Here is a 19,991-nt window from a genome sequence, read left to right as displayed (position 1 = left end):
TATTTTTTATTGCACGGGCGGAGGGATTCGAACCCCCATCAACGGTTTTGGAGACCGCTATTCTACCCTTGAACTACGCCCGTAATTAAAGCCAGTGATTAAAAAATAATCACTGGCTTTTTATTTATTTTTATAGAATTACTCTACGATTTCAGTTACCTGACCAGCTCCAACTGTTCTACCACCTTCACGGATAGCGAAACGTAAACCTACGTTCATAGCGATCGGGCTTAATAAAGCAACCTCGATAGTTAAGTTATCACCTGGCATTACCATCTCTACACCTGCTGGTAAAGAAATAACTCCTGTTACGTCAGTTGTACGTACGTAGAACTGTGGACGGTAGTTATTGTGGAATGGAGTGTGACGTCCACCTTCTTCTTTTTTCAAGATATAAACCTCAGCTTTGAATTTAGCGTGTGGTTTTACTGAACCTGGCTTAATAATAACCATACCTCTTTTGATATCAGCTTTATCAATACCTCTTAACAATAAACCTACGTTATCTCCAGCCTCACCTCTGTCAAGGATTTTACGGAACATCTCAACCCCTGTAATAGTAGAAGTTAATTTTTCAGCTCCCATACCAATGATTTCAACAGGATCTCCAGTGTTAGCAACTCCAGTTTCGATACGACCTGTAGCAACAGTTCCACGACCTGTAATTGTAAATACGTCCTCAACTGGCATCAAGAATGGTTTAGCAACGTCACGTACTGGCTCTTCGATCCAAGCATCAACAGCTTCCATTAATTCAATAATTTTAGGTACCCAGTTTGGATCATTATTTAATCCTCCTAATGCAGAACCCTGAACAACAGGACCATTATCTCCATCATATTCATAGAAAGATAATAAATCTCTAATTTCCATTTCAACAAGCTCTAATAACTCAGCATCATCAACCATATCCACTTTGTTCATGAAAACAACAATTCTTGGAATACCAACCTGACGACCTAAAAGGATGTGCTCACGAGTTTGTGGCATTGGACCATCTGTAGCAGCAACTACTAAGATAGCTCCGTCCATCTGAGCAGCACCAGTAACCATGTTCTTTACGTAATCCGCGTGACCTGGACAGTCAACGTGAGCGTAGTGACGGTTAGCTGTTTCATACTCTACGTGTGATGTATTAATAGTAATACCTCTTTCTTTCTCCTCTGGAGCGTTATCGATTTGATCAAACGATTTCGCTTGACAGTAACCAGCATCTGACAATACTTTAGTGATTGCAGCAGTTAATGTAGTCTTTCCGTGATCTACGTGTCCAATTGTACCTATGTTTAAGTGCGGTTTGGAACGATTAAAATTCTCCTTTGCCATTTTACTTAATTTTTAATCTTAGTTATATATTAATTTTCAATTTCCTACTTACTTGAGCCAATGTCGGGATTTGAACCCGAGACCTCTTCCTTACCAAGGAAGCACTCTACCCCTGAGCTACACCGGCAGAGAGTTCTGATTTCAGATTTTTGAATTTAGACTTTTCAACAAAAATCTTCAACCCAAAACCTTAACTTCTTTTTTTTGTGGGGAGAGCAGGATTCGAACCTGCGAAGTTCACACAGCAGATTTACAGTCTGCCCTCGTTGGCCGCTTGAGTATCTCCCCTAATTTCAAAATTCATTATTTTAAAGAACTAATTTCAAATCGCATTTGAAATTCTCCGAGCCGATAGAGGGACTCGAACCCACGACCTGCTGATTACAAATCAGCTGCTCTAGCCAGCTGAGCTACATCGGCGAATACAATAAAAAAGTCCGCTATTTCTAACGGACTGCAAATGTAGCTATTTTATCTTTGTATCAAAACATTTTTTGAAAAAAAATTTCAATTATACGTGTGCCCTTATTTTTTCTTTCCTTTTTACCAGTAAACGCTCCAATGATTCTGCCGAAAGCTCAACTGCTTCTTCAAAAGTCTTACATTGTTTTTTAACTAAAAACTCATCTCCAGGAACATTAATTTTAATCTCCACAACTTTGTTCTCCTTATCACTTGTTCTTTCAACTTTCAAAAACACATCTGCCGAGACAACCCGATCATAATATTTTTCCAATTTATTCATTCTTTCCTGAACAAAATCTACCAACTTTCTGTCAACAGTAAAGTTAACGGCATGAACATCTACCTTCATAATTCTAATTTTAGGGTTAAACATTTCAGAATCATTATTTACTTCTTGGATGCGCCCCTGCATATACTTTTTTAAGTTCCGCTAAACTATTATGAGTATAAACCTGCGTAGACGCCAAACTAGAATGCCCTAATAATTCTTTAACTGAATTCAAATCTGCTCCGTTATTCAATAAATGAGTCGCAAATGTATGCCGAAGCACATGCGGACTCTTTTTTACTTTTTCAGAGACCCTACTAAAGTATGAATTTATTAAACGATACACAAAAGATTCGCTCAATTTTAACCCTTTTTTAGAAATAAAAAAATAATCATCATTCACTATCCCTTCAATAACCAATCGCTCTCTCAAATACAACTTAATCTGCTCAGCGACTATTGGCAAAACCGGAACAATACGCTCTTTATTCCTTTTACCCAAAACCTTAACCGTACCTAAAGACAAATCCACATTAAACATCATTAGGTTTATCAGCTCAGCCCGTCGCATTCCTGTCGTATAAAAAAGCTCTACAATAAGCTTATCCCTGATTTCCTCAAAACCAACAGGAGCTTCAACCTCCAACATTAAATCTGTTAATTCTTTTTCCGAAAACGGAATCTGAACAATTTTAGGAGTTTTCAAAGCCCTATGCTTCAACATTGGACTTACCTCTATTTGTTTTGTTTTTAAAAGAAATTTATAAAACGACTTTAAGGAAGCCATTTTTCTATTAACAGAAACATTCGAAACACCTTCATCAACCAACGAAACAATCCAACTCCTGATTTGACTATAATTCACCCCCTCAATACCTTCCTGATTAAAATGAATTTGATTAAACACCTCGAAAAACGAAATATCATTTAAATAAGCATTAACAGTATGTACCGAATATTTTTTCTCCAGCTGAAGATAATCTCGAAATGCACCTTTATTTGACTTCATAAGAAACAGAATATCTTTTTTCTACACACTTACACAACTTAAAAATTAAGCATAAAAAAACCGTTAGCATCAAAGTTAATTTATTTTGATGACTAACGGTAATTATTTTAAAAAAGCTGATATTAACTCTCTAAACTATCTTTCAAGTTTTGAATGTAAGCCGCTTTCTGAATTTGAGCTCTTTTGATAACAGAAGGCTTAATAAAAGCAGTACGTGCTCTTAATTGACGAACAGTTCCTGTTTTATCAAATTTTCTTTTATAGCGCTTTAATGCTCTATCGATATTTTCTCCGTCTTTAATTGGTATAATTAACATAATATAGACACCTCCTTTCGTTAAGGCTGCAAAAGTATATATTAATTATGAATTATGAGTTATAAATTATGATTTTTTTTTGAAGACAGAACAAAGAGTAAAGAAAATAGATTTTAATGGTAATCTTTAATCTTTAATCTTTAATCTTTAATCTTTAATCTTTAATCTTTAATCTTTAATCTTTAATCTTTAATCTTTAATCTTTCAACAAATTTCTCGAAATAACCAATTTTTGAATTTCAGTAGTCCCTTCACCGATAGTACATAATTTAGCATCCCTGTAAAATTTCTCTACCGGAAAATCTTTTGTATAGCCATATCCTCCGTGAATCTGAATTGCTTCATTTGCGATTTTCACACAGGCTTCAGATGCATACATCTTGGCCATTGCTCCTAAAGTTGTAACCGGTTTGTGTTTTTGTTTTAAAAAAGCTGCTTTATGCAACAATAACTCGGAAGCTTCTATTTCAGTTGCCATATCAGCCAATTTGAATGAAATTCCCTGAAAACTACTAATTGGCTGACCAAACTGATATCTTTCTTTCGAATATTTAAGTGCCGCCTGATATGCTCCTTTTGCAATTCCAAGCGATAATGCTCCTATAGAAATTCTACCTCCGTCTAATATTTGCATAGCCTGAACGAAACCCTGCCCTACTTCCCCCAATCTATTTGCATCTGGAACCCTACAGTTATCAAAAACCAACTCGGCTGTTTCACTCGCACGCATTCCTAATTTATTTTCTTTTTTTCCTGAAGTAAATCCCTGCATATCTTTTTCAAATACAAAAGCTGTCATTCCTTTTGAATCTCCTTTTTCTCCGGTGCGAACCACTACGACTGCAATATCACCTGAAATCGCATGAGTAATAAAATTTTTAGCACCGTTTACAATCCAGAAATCACCATCTTTAACAGCTGTTGTGTTCATCCCTCCTGCATCAGAACCTGTATTATGTTCTGTCAATCCCCATGCTCCAATATATTCTGCTGTAGCCAGTTTTGGGAGCCATTTTTTCTTTTGTTCTTCATTACCAAAAGTCAAAATATGATTGGTACATAATGAATTATGCGCTGCAACCGACAAACCTATTGAGGGATCAACTTTTGAAATTTCTTCAACTACAGTAATATATTCATGATAACCTAAGCCAGATCCTCCATATTCTTCGGGAACCAAAACTCCCATAAACCCCATTTCACCTAACTTTTTAAACAGTGGAATTGGAAATATTTGTGCTTCATCCCACTCCATTATATAAGGTTTTATATTTTTTGCAGCAAAATCTTTTATAGACTCCGCAATCATGGACTGGGTTTCATTATAATCAAAATTCATTTGTAACCTGTTTTTAGAACTCCAAATATAAACTAATTATATTTGCTTTTTCAACAGGAAAGCCTTTAATATTTATCAAATCCTCAATATTTTTAATTTTTCCATTCATGCTTCGATAGGTTACAATTTGTTTTGCCAAGGTATATTTAAAATACGGAAATTGAGATAATTCCTTTAAAGACGCATCATTTACTGGAATTTTTTTAATTTTTGGAAAAGACGAAACCTTAAAATACTTTTTCAATTCAAGTATCACTTCCGGAGGAAGCCCCCAAACATCATTTATTTGTTCCATTGAAACAAAAGCCTCCAAACTTTCCTTTTGCTTTAAAATTCGCTGTGATAAGCCTTCTCCAATTCCATTAATTTTCATAAAATCTTCCTTGACCGCCTGATTAATATCTAAAACTATGATATCCTCTTTTTTAAATGGTTGTGATAGATATCCTTTGTCATAAGCTTTAAAATTCTTTTTGTTCTGAATCCAATTTGGAAACTTAAAATAGGGAGAAATGACATTTAACAAGGAATCTGAAACCTTAGTCACTTTTTGGAATTCTTCAGCAGAATTAACATATTTATTTTCTTTTCTATAAGCAAACAATCTGTCAATTTCCTGAACTGACATTCCTAATTTATATCCTTTGTAATCTGAAATGAAATTTGGGTTAAAAGGGTAGATTTTGGGCTTTTCATTATATTTAATTGCTTTTAATGAATCAACCTCAGATTGTAAAGACAGCCATTGTTCCTTTTCTGGCTGACTTTTTTCAGCCTGACTAAAATCAGAGAAAAAATAAAATAATTGCAATGCGATAATTATAATGAGAAGAAAAAAAATTCCTTTGCGCTGTTGATTTGTAAAACTAAAATAAGGAGCTGTATTTCTAAATTTCATTTTTGAATAAGATTTTTTAAATCATAAAAATATAAATTTTATTAAGAAAAATACTTATTATTTTGTTTTTATAAAAAACATCATTTACAAAATTGTTACTAATAGCGTAATACATTTCAAAGAACACCAAACTTTTCTTATCGATTCCATCTAAAAATTAAATATTTTATAACTTAAAACAACATAATTGTTTTTATTTTTTATAAAAAACAATACATTTGGAGCTTAATAACAATAAAACCATAAATAAATATGTCTATTTGGAAACGAAAACCATTGGCTCAACTTTTAGCCGAAGCCGCTGATTCTGAGAAAGGATTAAAAAGAACATTAACTGCCTGGTCACTGATTGCATTAGGAATTGGCGCCATCATTGGAGCTGGTCTATTTGTGAGAACAGCCACTGCCGCTGCTCAGAGTGCCGGTCCATCGGTAACAATTGCTTTTATTGTTGCGGCTATAGGATGCGCCTTAGCAGGATTATGTTATGCTGAACTATCCTCATCTATTCCAATTTCAGGTAGTGCATATACCTATACATACGCAACTATGGGCGAGTTTTTAGCATGGATAATTGGCTGGGATTTAATTCTTGAATATGCTGTGGGAGCTGCTACCGTAGGAATTGCCTGGAGTGAATATCTCAATAATTTACTGGTCAATGTTTTGCATGTAAGTCCTATTCCTTTTTCTCTTTCTCATTCGCCTTTTCAGACAAATCTTGAAACGGGAGAACACGGAATAATCAATTTACCTGCCTTATTTATTGTTGGAGTTATTAGTTTATTATTAATAAAAGGAATTCAGGAATCCGCTTTTGTAAATGGCATTATAGTAATCGTAAAAGTGGCAATTGTAGTTCTTATTATAGTTATTGGCTGGAACTTTATAAACCCGGCTAACCATGCAGTATACATCCCACAAAGTTCAGTTTTTACAGATGAACATGGAATTAATCATAGCTATGGTGGAATTTTAGGAATTTTAGGGGCAGCAGGAACTGTTTTCTTTGCCTTTATCGGATTTGATGCTGTTAGTACTGCAGCTCAGGAAACCAAAAATCCTAAAAAAGCAATGCCAATTGGTATATTAGGCTCTTTGGCTGTCTGTACATTATTATATATTCTTTTTGCTCACGTATTAACAGGTGTTGCTACAGTTGAAGATTTTAGAACTGGCGGTAAAGAAGCTTCGGTTGCATTTGCAATTAACAAATACATGATTGGTTACGAATGGTTAGGTCAATTAGTAACCGTTGCGATTTTAGCAGGTTTTTCTTCTGTAATTTTAGTGATGTTATTAGGACAATCCAGAGTATTTTATGCAATGGGTAAAGACGGTTTACTTCCAAAAGCATTCAGCGATGTTCACCCTAAATACAAAACACCTTATAAAGCAAACCTAGTAATTTTAGTAATTGTTGGTGCATTTGCTGCATTTATCCCAGGAGATATTGTAGGTGATATGACTAGTATTGGAACTTTGTTTGCTTTCGTACTTGTATGTATTTCTGTTATTATTTTACGAAAAAGAGAACCAAATATGCTTAGAGAGTTTAAGACTCCATTTGTTCCATTAGTTCCTATATTAGGAGTACTTGTATGTTGCGCCATGATGTATGGTTTAGGCTGGACAAATTGGTTAAGGCTTTTTGCATGGATGGCTTTAGGCGTTATTATTTACTTTGTATACGGTAAGAAAAACAGTAAATTAAACAATACGGGAGAATAATTTTTTTCATATAATAAAAGAAAAAAGGATCAGAAGTAAAAATTTTACTCTCTGATCCTTTTTTTATGTTTCAATATTTAAGTTACAAATCAAAAACGGAAGTTCTTTTTGCCCTAATTAAATCTTTCAATCTAATCCAAAAGGCTAAAGTCAAATATACTCCGAAGCCTAAGCCGGCCGTAACAAACGAAATATAAATAAAAAAAAGTCGAACACTGGTAACACGCATTCCCAGTTTATCTGCTAATCTGGATGAAACATGAAAACCGTATTTTTCGAAAAAGAATTTCAACTTTAAAATCAATGACATTTTTTTGGGTATTAATTATTGGCAAAAATACAAAATTATATAATTAGCAAGTTTCAGGAGATTAATTGTTTTTAAGTAATTCCATACCAATAGCACATTTCAGACAGCCACTAACATCACAATGCTGGCTTTTAAGCTGAAGCAAAGACTGTGTTTCAAAAGCATTTTCTGAAGAAATCCCAAAAGACTTAAACTTATCAATAATTGAATTTTTTTCTGGACTTATATCATTCAAAATAGAAATTAAATCTTCTGCAATCGATTCGTCCATTGTTTTAGCATAAGCAAATTGCAAAGGAACAATTGTGTTTATTACCAATAAATCTATAAATGAATTAGATAATGACTTTGTTTTCTTTGGACTTTCTTTATCAAACTGATAATGGATTTGCCAATACGAACTAACTGAAATATTAAATACTTTATAAACGGCATCAATAGATTTCAGTTCAATTATTTTAGAAAATAAATTTTGATGCTTATGATATAAACCTGCCAATTGCGAAAGACGAATAGTTGGAAAATTATCCGGGCGATGCTTAAAAAACTGAACGGGTTCCGTATAAACTTTTTCAATTTGGTATTTATGCAGAAGATAATAATACCTGAATTTTAAATCCTTAAAATAAATATCTTCCTTATCTGAATCCAACAAACCTGTCATTCCAAAAAACAGGGCTTCCAAATTTTCCAGTTCAAAGCTTTCTTTTCGAATGATTGAAAATGGTATTGCCTTTGCTAATTGCAAAAACGAATTTCCGTTAGTATTTAAACCAAAATTTTTAGCTAACAAACAAAACAAAACTGCTTCCCAATCCTGATTCGTTATTTTAAGTAAATCATAAATAACTTGTGACTTTCTTTCCAGACGATCAAAAAACAAACGTTCCTGCCAGTTTTTAAAAATAAACCCAGGTATTTTAGCAATCTGTTTTTCACAATATATCCAGGATTTAGGAGATTTTAGCTTGTTATAATTTGAAATTGTTTCGGAGGATACATAATTTTTTAAGACCAACACTGGAATTTCTGTATTATTTCGTCTGTAAATATCTGTATCGTGCTCCCAAACAACGTGTAAAATTACATTTTCATAAGTAGGATCTTTTTCATGAAGATGCAAATACCAGTCAGAAGATTTGACATGCATTTCAACATTTCCTGCCCATTTTTGATTTCCAATTTTTATCTGTGCGTTAAAAAAATCAGGTCCTGCAAGTTCTAAATAATTTCCAGTATTTATAATCGTAACTTCTTCGTCACTTACTGTTTTTAAATTTAAAGTGTCAAATTTTTTAAACTTCCAGAGATAATGAAGAAAATCCTCTTTCATTTTTTAGACTTTTATATTGATTTTACAACATCTTAAAAGTACTAAAAAATAGTATTAATATTACAATTCAATAAAGTAATTAAAGAGATTTATTTCATTAGATACAGTCTCGCACATGCTCGTGCATCAGACAACGCTTCATGGTGATTTAGCTGAATCTTCATTTCACGGCAGCAATCACTAAGTTTGGTTGGTTTTATTCCTTTTGCTTTATAAATTTTAACCGTACACTCCCATCTGTTGGCAATATTTAAATCTTCGTAATGCAATCCGTTAATTGCCATCGATTTAATTAAAACATTTCGGTCAAAACTTTCGTTATGTGCCACTACTACTCTATTTTTTAAACGTCTTTCAATTTCAGGATAAACCTGCAAAAAAGTTTTTGCGTTTATAGTATCACGAGGATATATTCCATGAACCTGAATTGTATAGGGATTATATTCATTATTGGGTGGTTTGATTAAAGTAACAAACTCATCTGTAATAATTCCGTTTTCTACAGTCACTATTCCGACTGAACACGGATGATAGGATGTTGCTGTTTCAAAATCTATAGCAGTAAAAGTCAATTTGATTATGTTTTAGGATTCAGAATTTTTAATTGTATCGATAATGCAAATTTAAAGCTTCTCCTAACATTTTAAGTTCTGATATAAAACTTTCTTCTTGCAAATGGTTTAGAAAGGATAACCAATCGCAATATTCAAAATCAGATTATCTTTTCTCCATGAACCGCTTCCAAAATTAATATCATCAATCACCCATCTTTCGCCATCGGGTAAATATGGTTTTCGAAGTGGAAATGCCAAATCCGTTCTTAAAATAAAGAAAGAAACATCAAATCGCAGACCGACACCTGCACCTACGGCAATTTCTTTCATAAAATCCTTAGAAAACTCTGCACCTGGTTTATTTGGATCTGCGTTTACAAGCCAAATATTTCCGGCATCAATAAATGCGGCTCCCCGTACAATACTAAAAAGTTTTGCCCGATATTCTGTACTGAATTCTAATTTCAAATCTCCTGATTGGTCCGGCAGATAATTATTTGTTGTCACTGTATTTAAGTAACTTCCAGGACCAATTGATCTTGCCCTAAAAGCCCGAATACTGTTTGTTCCTCCAACCACAAACTGCTTTGATGTTGGTAAAACACCTGAATTTCCATACGGAAGCCCAAGCCCAACAATCACCCGGCTTGCCAATTCGCTTTCTTTGCTCAATTTTAAATAATGCCTGAAATCTGCTTTGATTTTCGCATATTGGCTGAATGGAACATCAAAAATTTTAATAGTATCGTTCTTTTTTACATTTGCACCAGTAACCAAACCCGTTATGTTTCCGGCCAAATCTAACTCTCCGTTAAAGTAAAAAGTATTTTTTTTACGTTTCTGCATTGTATTCGTGTAGGTATACGAGTATGTTGGTCCAAAAATCAATTGTTTCTCAATTACTTTTCCCAACGACTCATCTTCTTTTATATCATCAAGGTATTCTTGTGTTACATGATTTGGACTCACGTACGTAATATCAAATACATTCAGCTGATGCTCTTTGCGGGCATTCTCTTTCCACAAATAACCAAACGAAGTTTTAAACGAATTCAAAGCGTACAATTGGGTTCTGTTTTGATATTCATATCTTACAGTTGCTTTGGTTCTTGGTATATATTCACTGGAACCTTCAATAGGAAAAAATGGTACAATAAATCTTGGCCAGGTCAAACTAGTTTCGGTTCCAAGTTTATAGATATTTTTACCGTTATTCGTTCCTGAAAGTTGGAAATCAGCCCCGCCAAAAACAGAAACAGTCAACAATTCTGCACCTCGGAACAAATTCCTGTTGTTCCAGTTTACATTGACTTCTGTACCGGTATAACTTGCCGAATTTGTTTTTCCCAAAACCTCAACCCTAATAAATTTCTTTGGCAAAAGTGTTAGATAATAATAGGAATCCAAAGCATTTTTTATACTATCAGAAGTTCTAAATTCATTTTTTACAAAACTAAATGTACCCAGATTTACAAATCGGTTTAAAGTCAGATTATGGTCTTTCCGATTATACAAATCCCCTTTTTTAAAATATATCGTTCTGTCAAAAACTCTGGGTTTAAAAGTATCTGCCGTGTCAATAATTGTAAAATCTTTGTACTGCACAATATCTTCGGGCTTGTATTTAACGCTGTCTTTTGAAATGGAAAAATTTGGATAAACAAAAATCTTATCAATTTTATAAGATGTAAGCGCTTTTGGTGGTGCATCGTCTTTTATCACCAGTCTTATTTTTACTTCGTGATCTCCTTTACTGCTATCAGCTTTAGCCAAAATATAATCCGGATTAAAATAATAATAACCGCGTTCTTTCAGTCTTGCGTCGATTCGTTCTCTTTCGGCTTTTATGACATCCAGATCATAAGGGTTTCCAACTTTCAACAAACTTCTTCGGCTTGATCTTCCAATAATTCTGGACATTGCCAATGAATCATCAGGAAAAGTGACGCTTTTAATAATATATTGTTTTTTGGGAACTACAATATATTCTGCTGTTGCTCTTTTATTCCGAACTGTCGAATCGGCACTTACACGGGTTTTAAAATAGCCTTTATTTTCGGTAAAATTTCTTAAAACAGAAGCATTATAATCTAAATCGACTTTACTGAATAGCACAGGTTCTTCTCCTACTTTTGTTCGAAGCCAATATCTAAATCCTTTTTCCTTTTTAGGTTCACCTGCAATATTGTAAATCCATAATTTCGGACGGAGACCCAAAAATTGCTTATTAGGTTTTGGACGAAGTAATCCTTCCAGCTCTTTTTCTAATGCTTTTCTATCACTTTTTTTGATTATTGAATCTTTAACTTTTACAGAACCACCAGTATACAACAATTCTCCTTCAGGTAAATATTTGGTGTTGCTGCATCCAAAAACAAAAAATATGGACAGCACAATACAATATTTTATATATCTGTTTTTCATATTATTATGTTTTTATCTCGCTGCCCTTTATTTGATTATCCTCATCATCAATTCCGTTTTCTTTGTTCTCTTTTTCTTTCTGTTTTTTTCTTTCCTTACGAAGTTTTTCTTCTTTTATAATTTCTTTTTCTTTGGCACTTCGATGAAAAAGTTCACGGAATTTATTGTAACTCATCGTAATGATAAAAGCAATTCCTGTTTCGATTACCTGACCTTCAACTGCTACCTGATATTCATTTTTTCGATACGCACGAAGCATATAACGCCCATCTTTTGTCAGCTGATAATCTAAAGCAACATCACCGGCAATATTGGTACTTTGCTCATTGGCACGTTCCTGACCTTCAACTGCAAAACTGCTTCCAACGGTAACTTTCAAACGGTCATCCAGAAGTTTTTTAGAAACACCAACATTCAAATCGGTTCTATTTTCCATGGTTCCGGTGGTGTAATCTTCGGTGGATTCCAAATCAAATTCCAATTGAACACCACTGATCAGTTCTCCTGCAAAATCATTCAATTGCTGCGAAAGAATTTTACTCACACTTTGTCTGGCCAAAGATTCTGCATTTGTACCACCGCTTTCACTCGCAAACGGATTTTCGCCAATAAATCTGTTCAATAATAAAAGTGCAAAAACCTGTTTATTTAACTCAGCAGGCTCTTGTCGCAATTGTTCCAGTTTAGCCTGAGAAGCCATAACAATATCAGCTGAAACATCATAATTTCCGTCGGGAAGAATAATATCAAATGTGATTTCCGGTTTCAATAATTCGCCTTTCATTTTCAATAGGGTCTGAAACGGAATTTTCTGTTTATAGGTGTTTTTGACTGTTTGGGTGGCACCTCCTAACTGATTTCCAAGCAAATCAATTGGTGCTGTATTTACTTTGTAGATTGCTGTAATATTCAAACTTGCCATTGTTGGCTCTCCATTCCATATGATCGAACTCCCTTTTTGAATATTAAATTTTCGACGGATCATGTTGAAATTCATTTCATAGGCTCCATCTGTAAATTCATATTTACCTGTCAAAGTTGTTTTTCCCGAAGGATCAATTCCGCCTGTCAATTGTGCTTCCCCTTTCAGATTCAGATAATCACCATTTCCTTTATCGATAACCAGGGTAAGTTCTGCTTCTTTATCAATCGAAATATCAACGCTGACATCCATTCCGATCAATTCTGACTGATTTAATTTTTTCTCCATTTCGGCAGTTTGCCTCAAATATTGATTGTCTTCATCAACAAATTCTACAATACCTTCTCTATCAGCAATCGAAGGATCAGACTGCGGTAAAACAACGGTAAACTTCGTTTCTTTATTTACTTTAACACTACCCCCGATTACAGGATTTTCTAATGTCCCTTTTACATTCAGTTTGGTATCCAAAAACAAATCTCCGTAAAACAAATCATTGTCAGCTGCTTTAGAATGTATAGCTCTAAAATCGTCAGCAGTGATGGTTAATCCAAAATTATATTTCCTGAAATCAGGTGACTGAATTGTACCATCAAGTGACAATTCGTTATCGTTCTCATCCTGAAGCGTAAACTTGTCAAAAGTGATTATACCATTATCAAAAGTGATTTTTTCCTGATCTGTTTTAAAATAAGAATTCAGCTGAGTAACTCTGAAAGCGGCATCATTAAAATTAAGTTCTCCATTAATTTGAGGTGCAGCAGCAGTACCCTGAATTTTAAAATTTCCTGATAAATACCCCTTTCCGTCAGAAATATTATCCATACTAAACCCCTGGATACTTTGTATATTGAGTTTGTTTATTGCTACATCAAAATCAAAAGTTCCTTCCTGAATACCATAATCCCCTGTAAGGTTCACATCGTTGCCTTCGTCGCTAAGCTGTACATTTGCGGCTAAAACATTAGCTGTTTTATTGTCTACTTTTATTTCTAAATCACCTACTTTTTCCCCTTTAAAAGTAAAATCATCAATTTTTAAATCCGAAGTAAAAACTGGATTTGCCATTACGTTTTCAACTACTGCGTTTCCGTTAATCAAACCTTGCATCAATAATTTGTCTTTTTTGACAATATTCATGATAGTTTCGATTTTGAAATTCACAAAATCAACCTGAATCGGAGCATCATTTTGAGTTCCCTGCGATTGAATCTTTAATTCATTTCCTGCATTTTTCAGAAAAAATTTGTTAACATACAGTTGATTTTTTCCAAATTCAACTGCATTTTCAGAATCGATATTCCACTTATCATAATTCAAAACAAAGTTTTCTGCATCGATTTTTAAGATATTTTTAGAATCTTCGGCCTTAAACTCTCCTCCAACAAAATACTGCTGTTTGTCTTTTGCATCTTTTACTTCAAGTGCATAATTCAGAACATTATTCTCTACTTTCCCGGATAAACTTGTAAACGGAATTTTTAAAGAACCGCTTTCGATTGTGGCTACAGAAATCAAATATTCTAAAGCATTTTCTTTGGCTTCGATATTTATTTTACCATCAGCAATTGTATTATCTGCATAAACGATTCTCGGAATTGTACCTTTTATTTCTAAAGAATCGGTTACATTATTGTACTTTCCGGTAATTTTAAGAGGTTCCAATCCTGTAAGCTTCGGAATCAGTTTAAACAAAATCGGATCATTATCAACTGAAATTGTGAAAGCCAGTCTTTGTTCATCAGACTCTCCATTGACTTTCGGGTTTTTCAAATCAATGTATTTGGACAATGATTTTTTTATTGTCGATGTCAAAGTTGTCAATTTATATTTTCCGTTAACTTCAGCTTTTAAAAACTGAGAAGATATTTTAATATTGTTTCGCGTATCATCTGAAAAAGCAATCACCCGAACCGAATCCAAAACAATTGGTTCTTTGTCCTGCAGGATCTGAATGTTGGACAGAAATACTTTTCCGTTCAAAAAATCGGGATTACTATTGGTTATATCTGCATCTACATTGCCCCGAAGTTTCATTGGACCAGCATGGAGATTCAGTTTTTCCAAATCGGCGATATCCAGATTCAGCTTCAATTGAATTGATGGATATTTGTCTTTTGTATTCCCGCTCGCAGTCAAATCAAAATTCAAATTTGGGTCTTTCATACCGGATTTTATAGCAAAAGATCCGTTCTCAATATTTCCTTTTAAAGCCAGATCTTTATAAGCATATCGGTTAAAAACCGCTTTTTGAACTAATCCGTCAATCGCTGCATTTGCCGTTTTTGGGTCTAAGCCCCTTCCTTTTACTTTCGCTTTAAGCGTAATTTTTCCGATTGAATCATTTTTAATTAATCTGCCTAAATCGAAATCCAGTAAATAAACTGTCGCGTCGTATTTTTCTCTTTTTTTAATACGCTGATCAAATAAAGCATCAACTTTTGCATTTCCGAAGCTGCTGTTCAAAGCCAGATTTGCTTTGAAATTCTGCACAGAACCTTTGAATTTTCCTTGTAAATTTAACTGTGAAGGAATTTGAATAGTCGCTGGAATTGTACCTGCAGGCACAAAAGCATAAATATCTTTTGAAGTACTCGAAAGCTTTTTGATATTCAAATCGTAATAAGCTTTTTGAGCATCGGGAAGCCCTTTTATTTTTCCCGAAAGAGAAACCTTTGTTGTCCCGATTCCGCTCATTTCAAACTGCGAAATATCCAAATCTTTTACTTTTCCGCTCACACGAGTATTGATTGCTAAAACCGCTTTTGGATTACTCTTAAACGGATTTGTTTTTTGCAAATCAGGGACAAAAAGTAAAATATCTTTAAAGCCAATTTTTGAATCCTTCAAATTAGCTTCAAGCGAAAGGTTTGCAATATCTTTTTGAAGCACCTCAAGTGATTTATATTCAGCTTTAATTTTATTCTGAAGAAGCGTCTGTGGTGTTTTTAAATATAAATTGTTCAGGTAAGCAGTTTTTGGTCCATAGAAAAAATCAGTTTTTAATGCCTGAATCTGCAAACCGCTTTTTTCGTTTACCGTAAGTGATTTTATGCCTCCGGAAATTGTGTCATTTGCATAGTACAATTTCTCCGCTTTAAAATTGAATTTATTCAAATCCAAATGGCTGTAATCAATTCCTTTTGAAAGTGGTTTTGACTGCATATCATCAAATTTGAAAGCAACATTTTCTATATTGGTTTCTTTTAATTTGACTTTCCAGCCCGATTGTTTAATGGCAGTTGAATCTAGATTTGGCGTTTGAATTTGTTTGTCTTTGGATCCTAATCTTAAATTCCCGCTTAAATTTTTAAGCTCGAAAGTTTCGAAATCTAATAACTGTTCATTTAAATCGATTTTGTTGATTGATAAATTCAGATTGCCCAAACGAATTCCTGAATTCAGTTTTGAATCTTTATTATCGTATAAAATATCAATTTTCGAAAGACTGATTTTTCCGAGATCCAAATTAAAATCTTTTCGCTTCGAAATTGTATCTACGGTTTTCACTGAAACTTCAGCAATTTTCTCTACAACATCCTGATTCAAAATAACTTTTAACCCATTCAGTTTTATATTCGGAATATTAAAATCCATTTTATCCAAATCGAATTTCTTAAAATTCGTATCAAAATGTGTCAGGTTTACTCGAATATCATTCTTCGAAAAATCATCTTTAAAATTGAATTTGACATTATCCAGATTGACTTTTACAACCGATATTTTGAAAGGCTTACTGTCAGGATCTTCCACTTTTGGTTCTTTGGATTCAAACGCTTTTATAATGTAATCAAAATTGAAAACACCATCTTTATTTCTGGAAATATTCGCTTTTACATTTTCAAGGGAAATCGAATTGATTTCGAGCTCACTGCTAACCAGTTTAAAAAGATCGACATCGACTTCCAGACGTTTTCCCGCAAGCAGTGTATCTTTTTTTTGATCTTCAAAATAAAAACCTTCCAGCACTACATCTTTTGGGAATTTTATCGAAATATGATCTAAAGAAACTTTGGTTTTGATTTTTTTATGTAGATAGCTTACCGCTTTGTCCTTAACAAAATTCTGAACTGACGGAATCTGAATTAAAATAATAAGAAGTAATAAAAGTGCAACCAAAGAACCCACGCACCAAAGCAGAATACGCAGCGTTTTTTTTAAATAATGGATTGTTCTTTTATTCATACGCCAATAAAACACATTAAATCAATTGCATTTCTATAAAGCAGAATTATAGATTTTACAAAAATGTAAATTTTTACGCTTTAACAATTTACATAATTATAGGCAATTATTCTAAAATTTTACTGACAATTCGTTAATTTCTTACCTGCCGAATTGATATTAAAATATAATATGAGGCAGTTTTTGTTCTAAAATATTAATTTTTTGCTGAAGTTTAGCCAGGAATTTTTGGTGCTGTTCTGATTCAGGATTGAAACTGCGATGACGAAGACTCTTCTGGATTTCATCAACTTCTTTCATTATAGATAAGCTGCTTTCAGCAATATAATTTTCGCTAAAAAGTTTCCAGATATAATCAATGGCGATTTGGTTGGGATGAAGCATGTCTTCACTATAAAAACGATAGTCGCGAAGTTCGTCCATCATTATTTCATAAGAAGGAAAATAGCTGATGATTGATGGTTGATGGTTGATGGTTTTGTGCAGAGCTGTAAATAAATGTGATTTGCTTAGTTGATTTTCTGTAAAACCGTCTTTAATATGACGAACTGGTGAAATAGTAAAAACGAAGTTTATATTTGGATTTATAGTCTGGATCAATTCAATTGTATTTTGAATGCTTTTTTGAGTTACTTCAACCGATAATAATTCTTTTGAAAATTGCTTTTGAGGTACTTTATGGCAATTGGCTACAATTTGATCAGTTTTAATATTCCTGTAAGCCCAGGAAGTTCCGTATGTGATAATTAAGTGTGTCGCTTCCTGAAGCTTTTTATAAGTTTCTGCAATGGATTTATTTAATGTTTCAAGTAATTCTTCTCTGTCAGAATTACTCAAATCCGAATGCACTTCAAAACTATGCCAGCGCTCATTGTGAAAAAAAACATCTTTTTCTTCAAATAACTTCTGCTCACAAGCTCGTCGAAATAAATTCTCAATTGAAACTGGATTAAAAATTATCCCAAACGGATTTGTTACATTTTGAAATTTAAAATAATCAAATTTGTCCGCCATATTTTCTGCAAAACACGAACCCACAGAAAGCACCTTCGAATTATAATCAATAGGATTATTACTTTTTAAAACTGGAATTTGGGTTCTGAATTGCATGGTGTTATATTAAAACACGAATTTCACCAATTTTCACCAATAAAAAAACCAAATACAAAAAGTATTTGGTTTTTAAATTTAAGTTTCAAAAAAACTAATAAGAGTACTCTTCTGTATATTCTACTGATTCACCATCACTTGCGAAGGAAGTTCTCTTTGTAGGATAACCATTATCATCATAGATATAACTTTTTAAATAGACTACAGGATTTGGATATTCTGTTTCTGTTCGAATAGTTTTAGAAATATTATTAATTGAGAATATCGTTTCATTCAGCAACAAATTAAATCCTAAAATATTTTTAAGAGGATTTTTTTTAGTATCATATTCGTACTCACGAGTGTAAATTGATGAATCTTCTATTTCTTGCTCTTTAATTAAATTACCATCTTTATATGTCAAATTCCCTTCACTGCTTTTCCTTTCTGCATTTGTATTTGCATTTACAGTGTAATATATATATGAAATAAATGTATCTGAAATATGCGTATAAACAGATTTATATATGTATTGACCTTCAGGATATGCATTTTCAAACCCTTTTCTTAGTATTCTGGTTTTTAATTTTCCATTTTCATAAGTATAAGAAATACTTGTTTTTTTTATCTGATTTCCGCTAAGGTCTACATCAAAAACTTCTTGTTTTATAATGCGATTCCCATCATAAGTAAAAACCGTTTTTGATCCTAAGCTTGCTATACTCATAATTTTATTGCCATCATAAGTAATTGTAGAAACTTTATTATCCTGAGGAAACTCCGGATTAGTAGACGAAATTGTTTTAGGCAAAATCAAATTATCTTCTGAAGATGAGTTATCATCACTTGAACATGAAGCAAGCACTAAAACCAAAACACTAAAAAAACATATAATCTTTTTCATTTTATTAATTATTTTATAGAAATCATGCCTAGAGATTCTCAAAAAACGATTTCTATTATTACACTAGAAACACTAATTACTTTAAACAATATTAATGTTTCTCAAATATTCAGAAATTAATAAAACAACTGTATTGTTTCTTCTGTTTCCTCATCAGCTTTTTCTATACTTTTTACCGGATAGCCATTTGAATTATATTCATATGTATAAGTATACTTGGGCCCATCACCTTCTTCAGAAACTACGTTGTGAAGTCTTCCGTCTGCAACTCCATCAATAGAAGAAATTTTATCATATCCTAAAACATTTTTCATCGGATTGTTTTTATCATCATAAGTAAAAATATAATTTCCTCCATAATCTGAATCATATTTTGTTAATTCTCCATTAACATAAGTTAGTTTTGCTTGTCCATTATACATAGTTTGTGTTTTGTCATCTCCTATATAATTTTTTACAGAGACTGTACCATCTGCATTATAAGTAAAAATATCTTTACGCCCCAATTCATCTATTGGCTCAGACATCACATAACTAACCACCTTATTTTCAGTATTATATTCGTAAGTTTCAAGTTGCACCAAAGTTCCATCTGGATATTTATATTCTATTTTGGTAATCAAATCACCCTTATAAGTGAAATAAAGATTCAAATCTCCATCTACCATACTTACTATTTTATTACCATTATATTTATAAGTTGTGGTTACTTTTTCTCCTTCAGAATCAGTTAAAATTGTCTTTTTCAACAATACCAAATCAGAAGAACCTGAAGATGAATCATCATCACTTGAACAAGAAGTTAGTGCAAAAGTAAGAGCACCAAAAAAGCATAAAATTTTTTTCATTTTTATTGATTTAAATAATTAATATTTCCTACAAATGAAATAAAATAAGGATTAAAAACCTAAATTGTT

At 32.9% G+C, this 19,991-nt stretch carries 15 protein-coding genes and 4 tRNA genes; 1 reads left to right on the top strand and 18 read right to left on the bottom strand.

Annotation, left to right across the window (positions count from 1 at the left end):
* Window positions 1-12: 12 nt before the first annotated feature.
* The 10 genes from GWR14_RS18505 to GWR14_RS18460 form a co-directional block, all read right to left on the bottom strand.
* Window positions 13-83: transfer RNA gene (locus GWR14_RS18505), tRNA-Trp, on the bottom strand.
* A 55-nt stretch (window positions 84-138) separates the two neighbouring features.
* On the bottom strand, window positions 139-1,326 hold the full coding sequence (gene tuf, locus GWR14_RS18500; protein ID WP_026730432.1) for an elongation factor Tu: 1,188 nt from the start codon (window positions 1,324-1,326) through the stop codon (window positions 139-141).
* Window positions 1,327-1,381: 55 nt separating this feature from the next.
* Window positions 1,382-1,453, bottom strand: a tRNA-Thr gene (locus GWR14_RS18495).
* Between the two features lie 80 nt (window positions 1,454-1,533).
* Window positions 1,534-1,614, bottom strand: a tRNA-Tyr gene (locus GWR14_RS18490).
* 58 nt (window positions 1,615-1,672) lie between these two features.
* Window positions 1,673-1,746, bottom strand: a tRNA-Thr gene (locus GWR14_RS18485).
* 91 nt (window positions 1,747-1,837) lie between these two features.
* Window positions 1,838-2,140, bottom strand: a complete 303-nt coding sequence (hpf, locus tag GWR14_RS18480) for a ribosome hibernation-promoting factor, HPF/YfiA family (RefSeq protein WP_163410585.1) — start codon at window positions 2,138-2,140, stop codon at window positions 1,838-1,840.
* A 34-nt stretch (window positions 2,141-2,174) separates the two neighbouring features.
* On the bottom strand, window positions 2,175-3,068 hold the full coding sequence (locus GWR14_RS18475) for a tyrosine-type recombinase/integrase (RefSeq protein WP_163410584.1): 894 nt from the start codon (window positions 3,066-3,068) through the stop codon (window positions 2,175-2,177).
* Between the two features lie 122 nt (window positions 3,069-3,190).
* Window positions 3,191-3,385, bottom strand: a complete 195-nt coding sequence (rpsU, locus tag GWR14_RS18470; protein ID WP_025571153.1) for a 30S ribosomal protein S21 — start codon at window positions 3,383-3,385, stop codon at window positions 3,191-3,193.
* 196 nt (window positions 3,386-3,581) lie between these two features.
* Window positions 3,582-4,724: an acyl-CoA dehydrogenase family protein gene (locus GWR14_RS18465; RefSeq protein ID WP_163410582.1), complete on the bottom strand. Its 1,143-nt coding sequence runs from the start codon at window positions 4,722-4,724 to the stop codon at window positions 3,582-3,584.
* 13 nt (window positions 4,725-4,737) lie between these two features.
* Entirely contained in the window at window positions 4,738-5,622 is an 885-nt protein-coding gene (locus GWR14_RS18460; RefSeq protein WP_163410580.1) for a ComEA family DNA-binding protein, read from the bottom strand.
* Window positions 5,623-5,874: 252 nt separating this feature from the next.
* Here GWR14_RS18460 and GWR14_RS18455 point away from each other — a divergent pair, with 252 nt between their 5' ends.
* Complete coding sequence (locus GWR14_RS18455; RefSeq protein WP_163410579.1) at window positions 5,875-7,353, top strand: amino acid permease; 1,479 nt, start codon at window positions 5,875-5,877, stop codon at window positions 7,351-7,353.
* 82 nt (window positions 7,354-7,435) lie between these two features.
* On the opposite strand, the gene GWR14_RS18450 is transcribed toward GWR14_RS18455, so the two are convergent.
* The 8 genes from GWR14_RS18450 to GWR14_RS18415 all read right to left on the bottom strand — a co-directional run bounded on the left by GWR14_RS18450 (window position 7,436) and on the right by GWR14_RS18415 (window position 19,922).
* On the bottom strand, window positions 7,436-7,663 hold the full coding sequence (locus GWR14_RS18450) for a PspC domain-containing protein (protein WP_163410578.1): 228 nt from the start codon (window positions 7,661-7,663) through the stop codon (window positions 7,436-7,438).
* Window positions 7,664-7,724: 61 nt separating this feature from the next.
* Complete coding sequence (locus tag GWR14_RS18445) at window positions 7,725-8,996, bottom strand: DUF2851 family protein (protein WP_163410576.1); 1,272 nt, start codon at window positions 8,994-8,996, stop codon at window positions 7,725-7,727.
* An 89-nt stretch (window positions 8,997-9,085) separates the two neighbouring features.
* Entirely contained in the window at window positions 9,086-9,568 is a 483-nt protein-coding gene (locus GWR14_RS18440; protein WP_163410575.1) for a 3'-5' exonuclease, read from the bottom strand.
* A 108-nt stretch (window positions 9,569-9,676) separates the two neighbouring features.
* Window positions 9,677-11,974, bottom strand: a complete 2,298-nt coding sequence (gene tamL / locus GWR14_RS18435) for a translocation and assembly module lipoprotein TamL (protein WP_163410573.1) — start codon at window positions 11,972-11,974, stop codon at window positions 9,677-9,679.
* Window positions 11,975-11,978: 4 nt separating this feature from the next.
* Window positions 11,979-17,081, bottom strand: a complete 5,103-nt coding sequence (locus tag GWR14_RS18430) for a translocation/assembly module TamB domain-containing protein (RefSeq protein WP_163410572.1) — start codon at window positions 17,079-17,081, stop codon at window positions 11,979-11,981.
* A 159-nt stretch (window positions 17,082-17,240) separates the two neighbouring features.
* Complete coding sequence (locus GWR14_RS18425; protein WP_163410571.1) at window positions 17,241-18,191, bottom strand: GSCFA domain-containing protein; 951 nt, start codon at window positions 18,189-18,191, stop codon at window positions 17,241-17,243.
* Between the two features lie 94 nt (window positions 18,192-18,285).
* Complete coding sequence (locus tag GWR14_RS18420) at window positions 18,286-19,074, bottom strand: hypothetical protein (protein WP_163410569.1); 789 nt, start codon at window positions 19,072-19,074, stop codon at window positions 18,286-18,288.
* A 116-nt stretch (window positions 19,075-19,190) separates the two neighbouring features.
* The gene (locus GWR14_RS18415; RefSeq protein ID WP_163410568.1) at window positions 19,191-19,922 is read right to left on the bottom strand and encodes a hypothetical protein; all 732 of its coding nucleotides are present in this window, start codon (window positions 19,920-19,922) and stop codon (window positions 19,191-19,193) included.
* Window positions 19,923-19,991 lie beyond the last annotated feature (69 nt).

The sequence above is a fragment of the Flavobacterium ajazii genome, assembly GCF_010614725.1.
Taxonomy (GTDB): domain Bacteria; phylum Bacteroidota; class Bacteroidia; order Flavobacteriales; family Flavobacteriaceae; genus Flavobacterium; species Flavobacterium ajazii.
The sequence above is the reverse complement of the archived record's forward strand: the minus strand, read 5'-3'. Positions and strand labels throughout refer to the sequence as shown.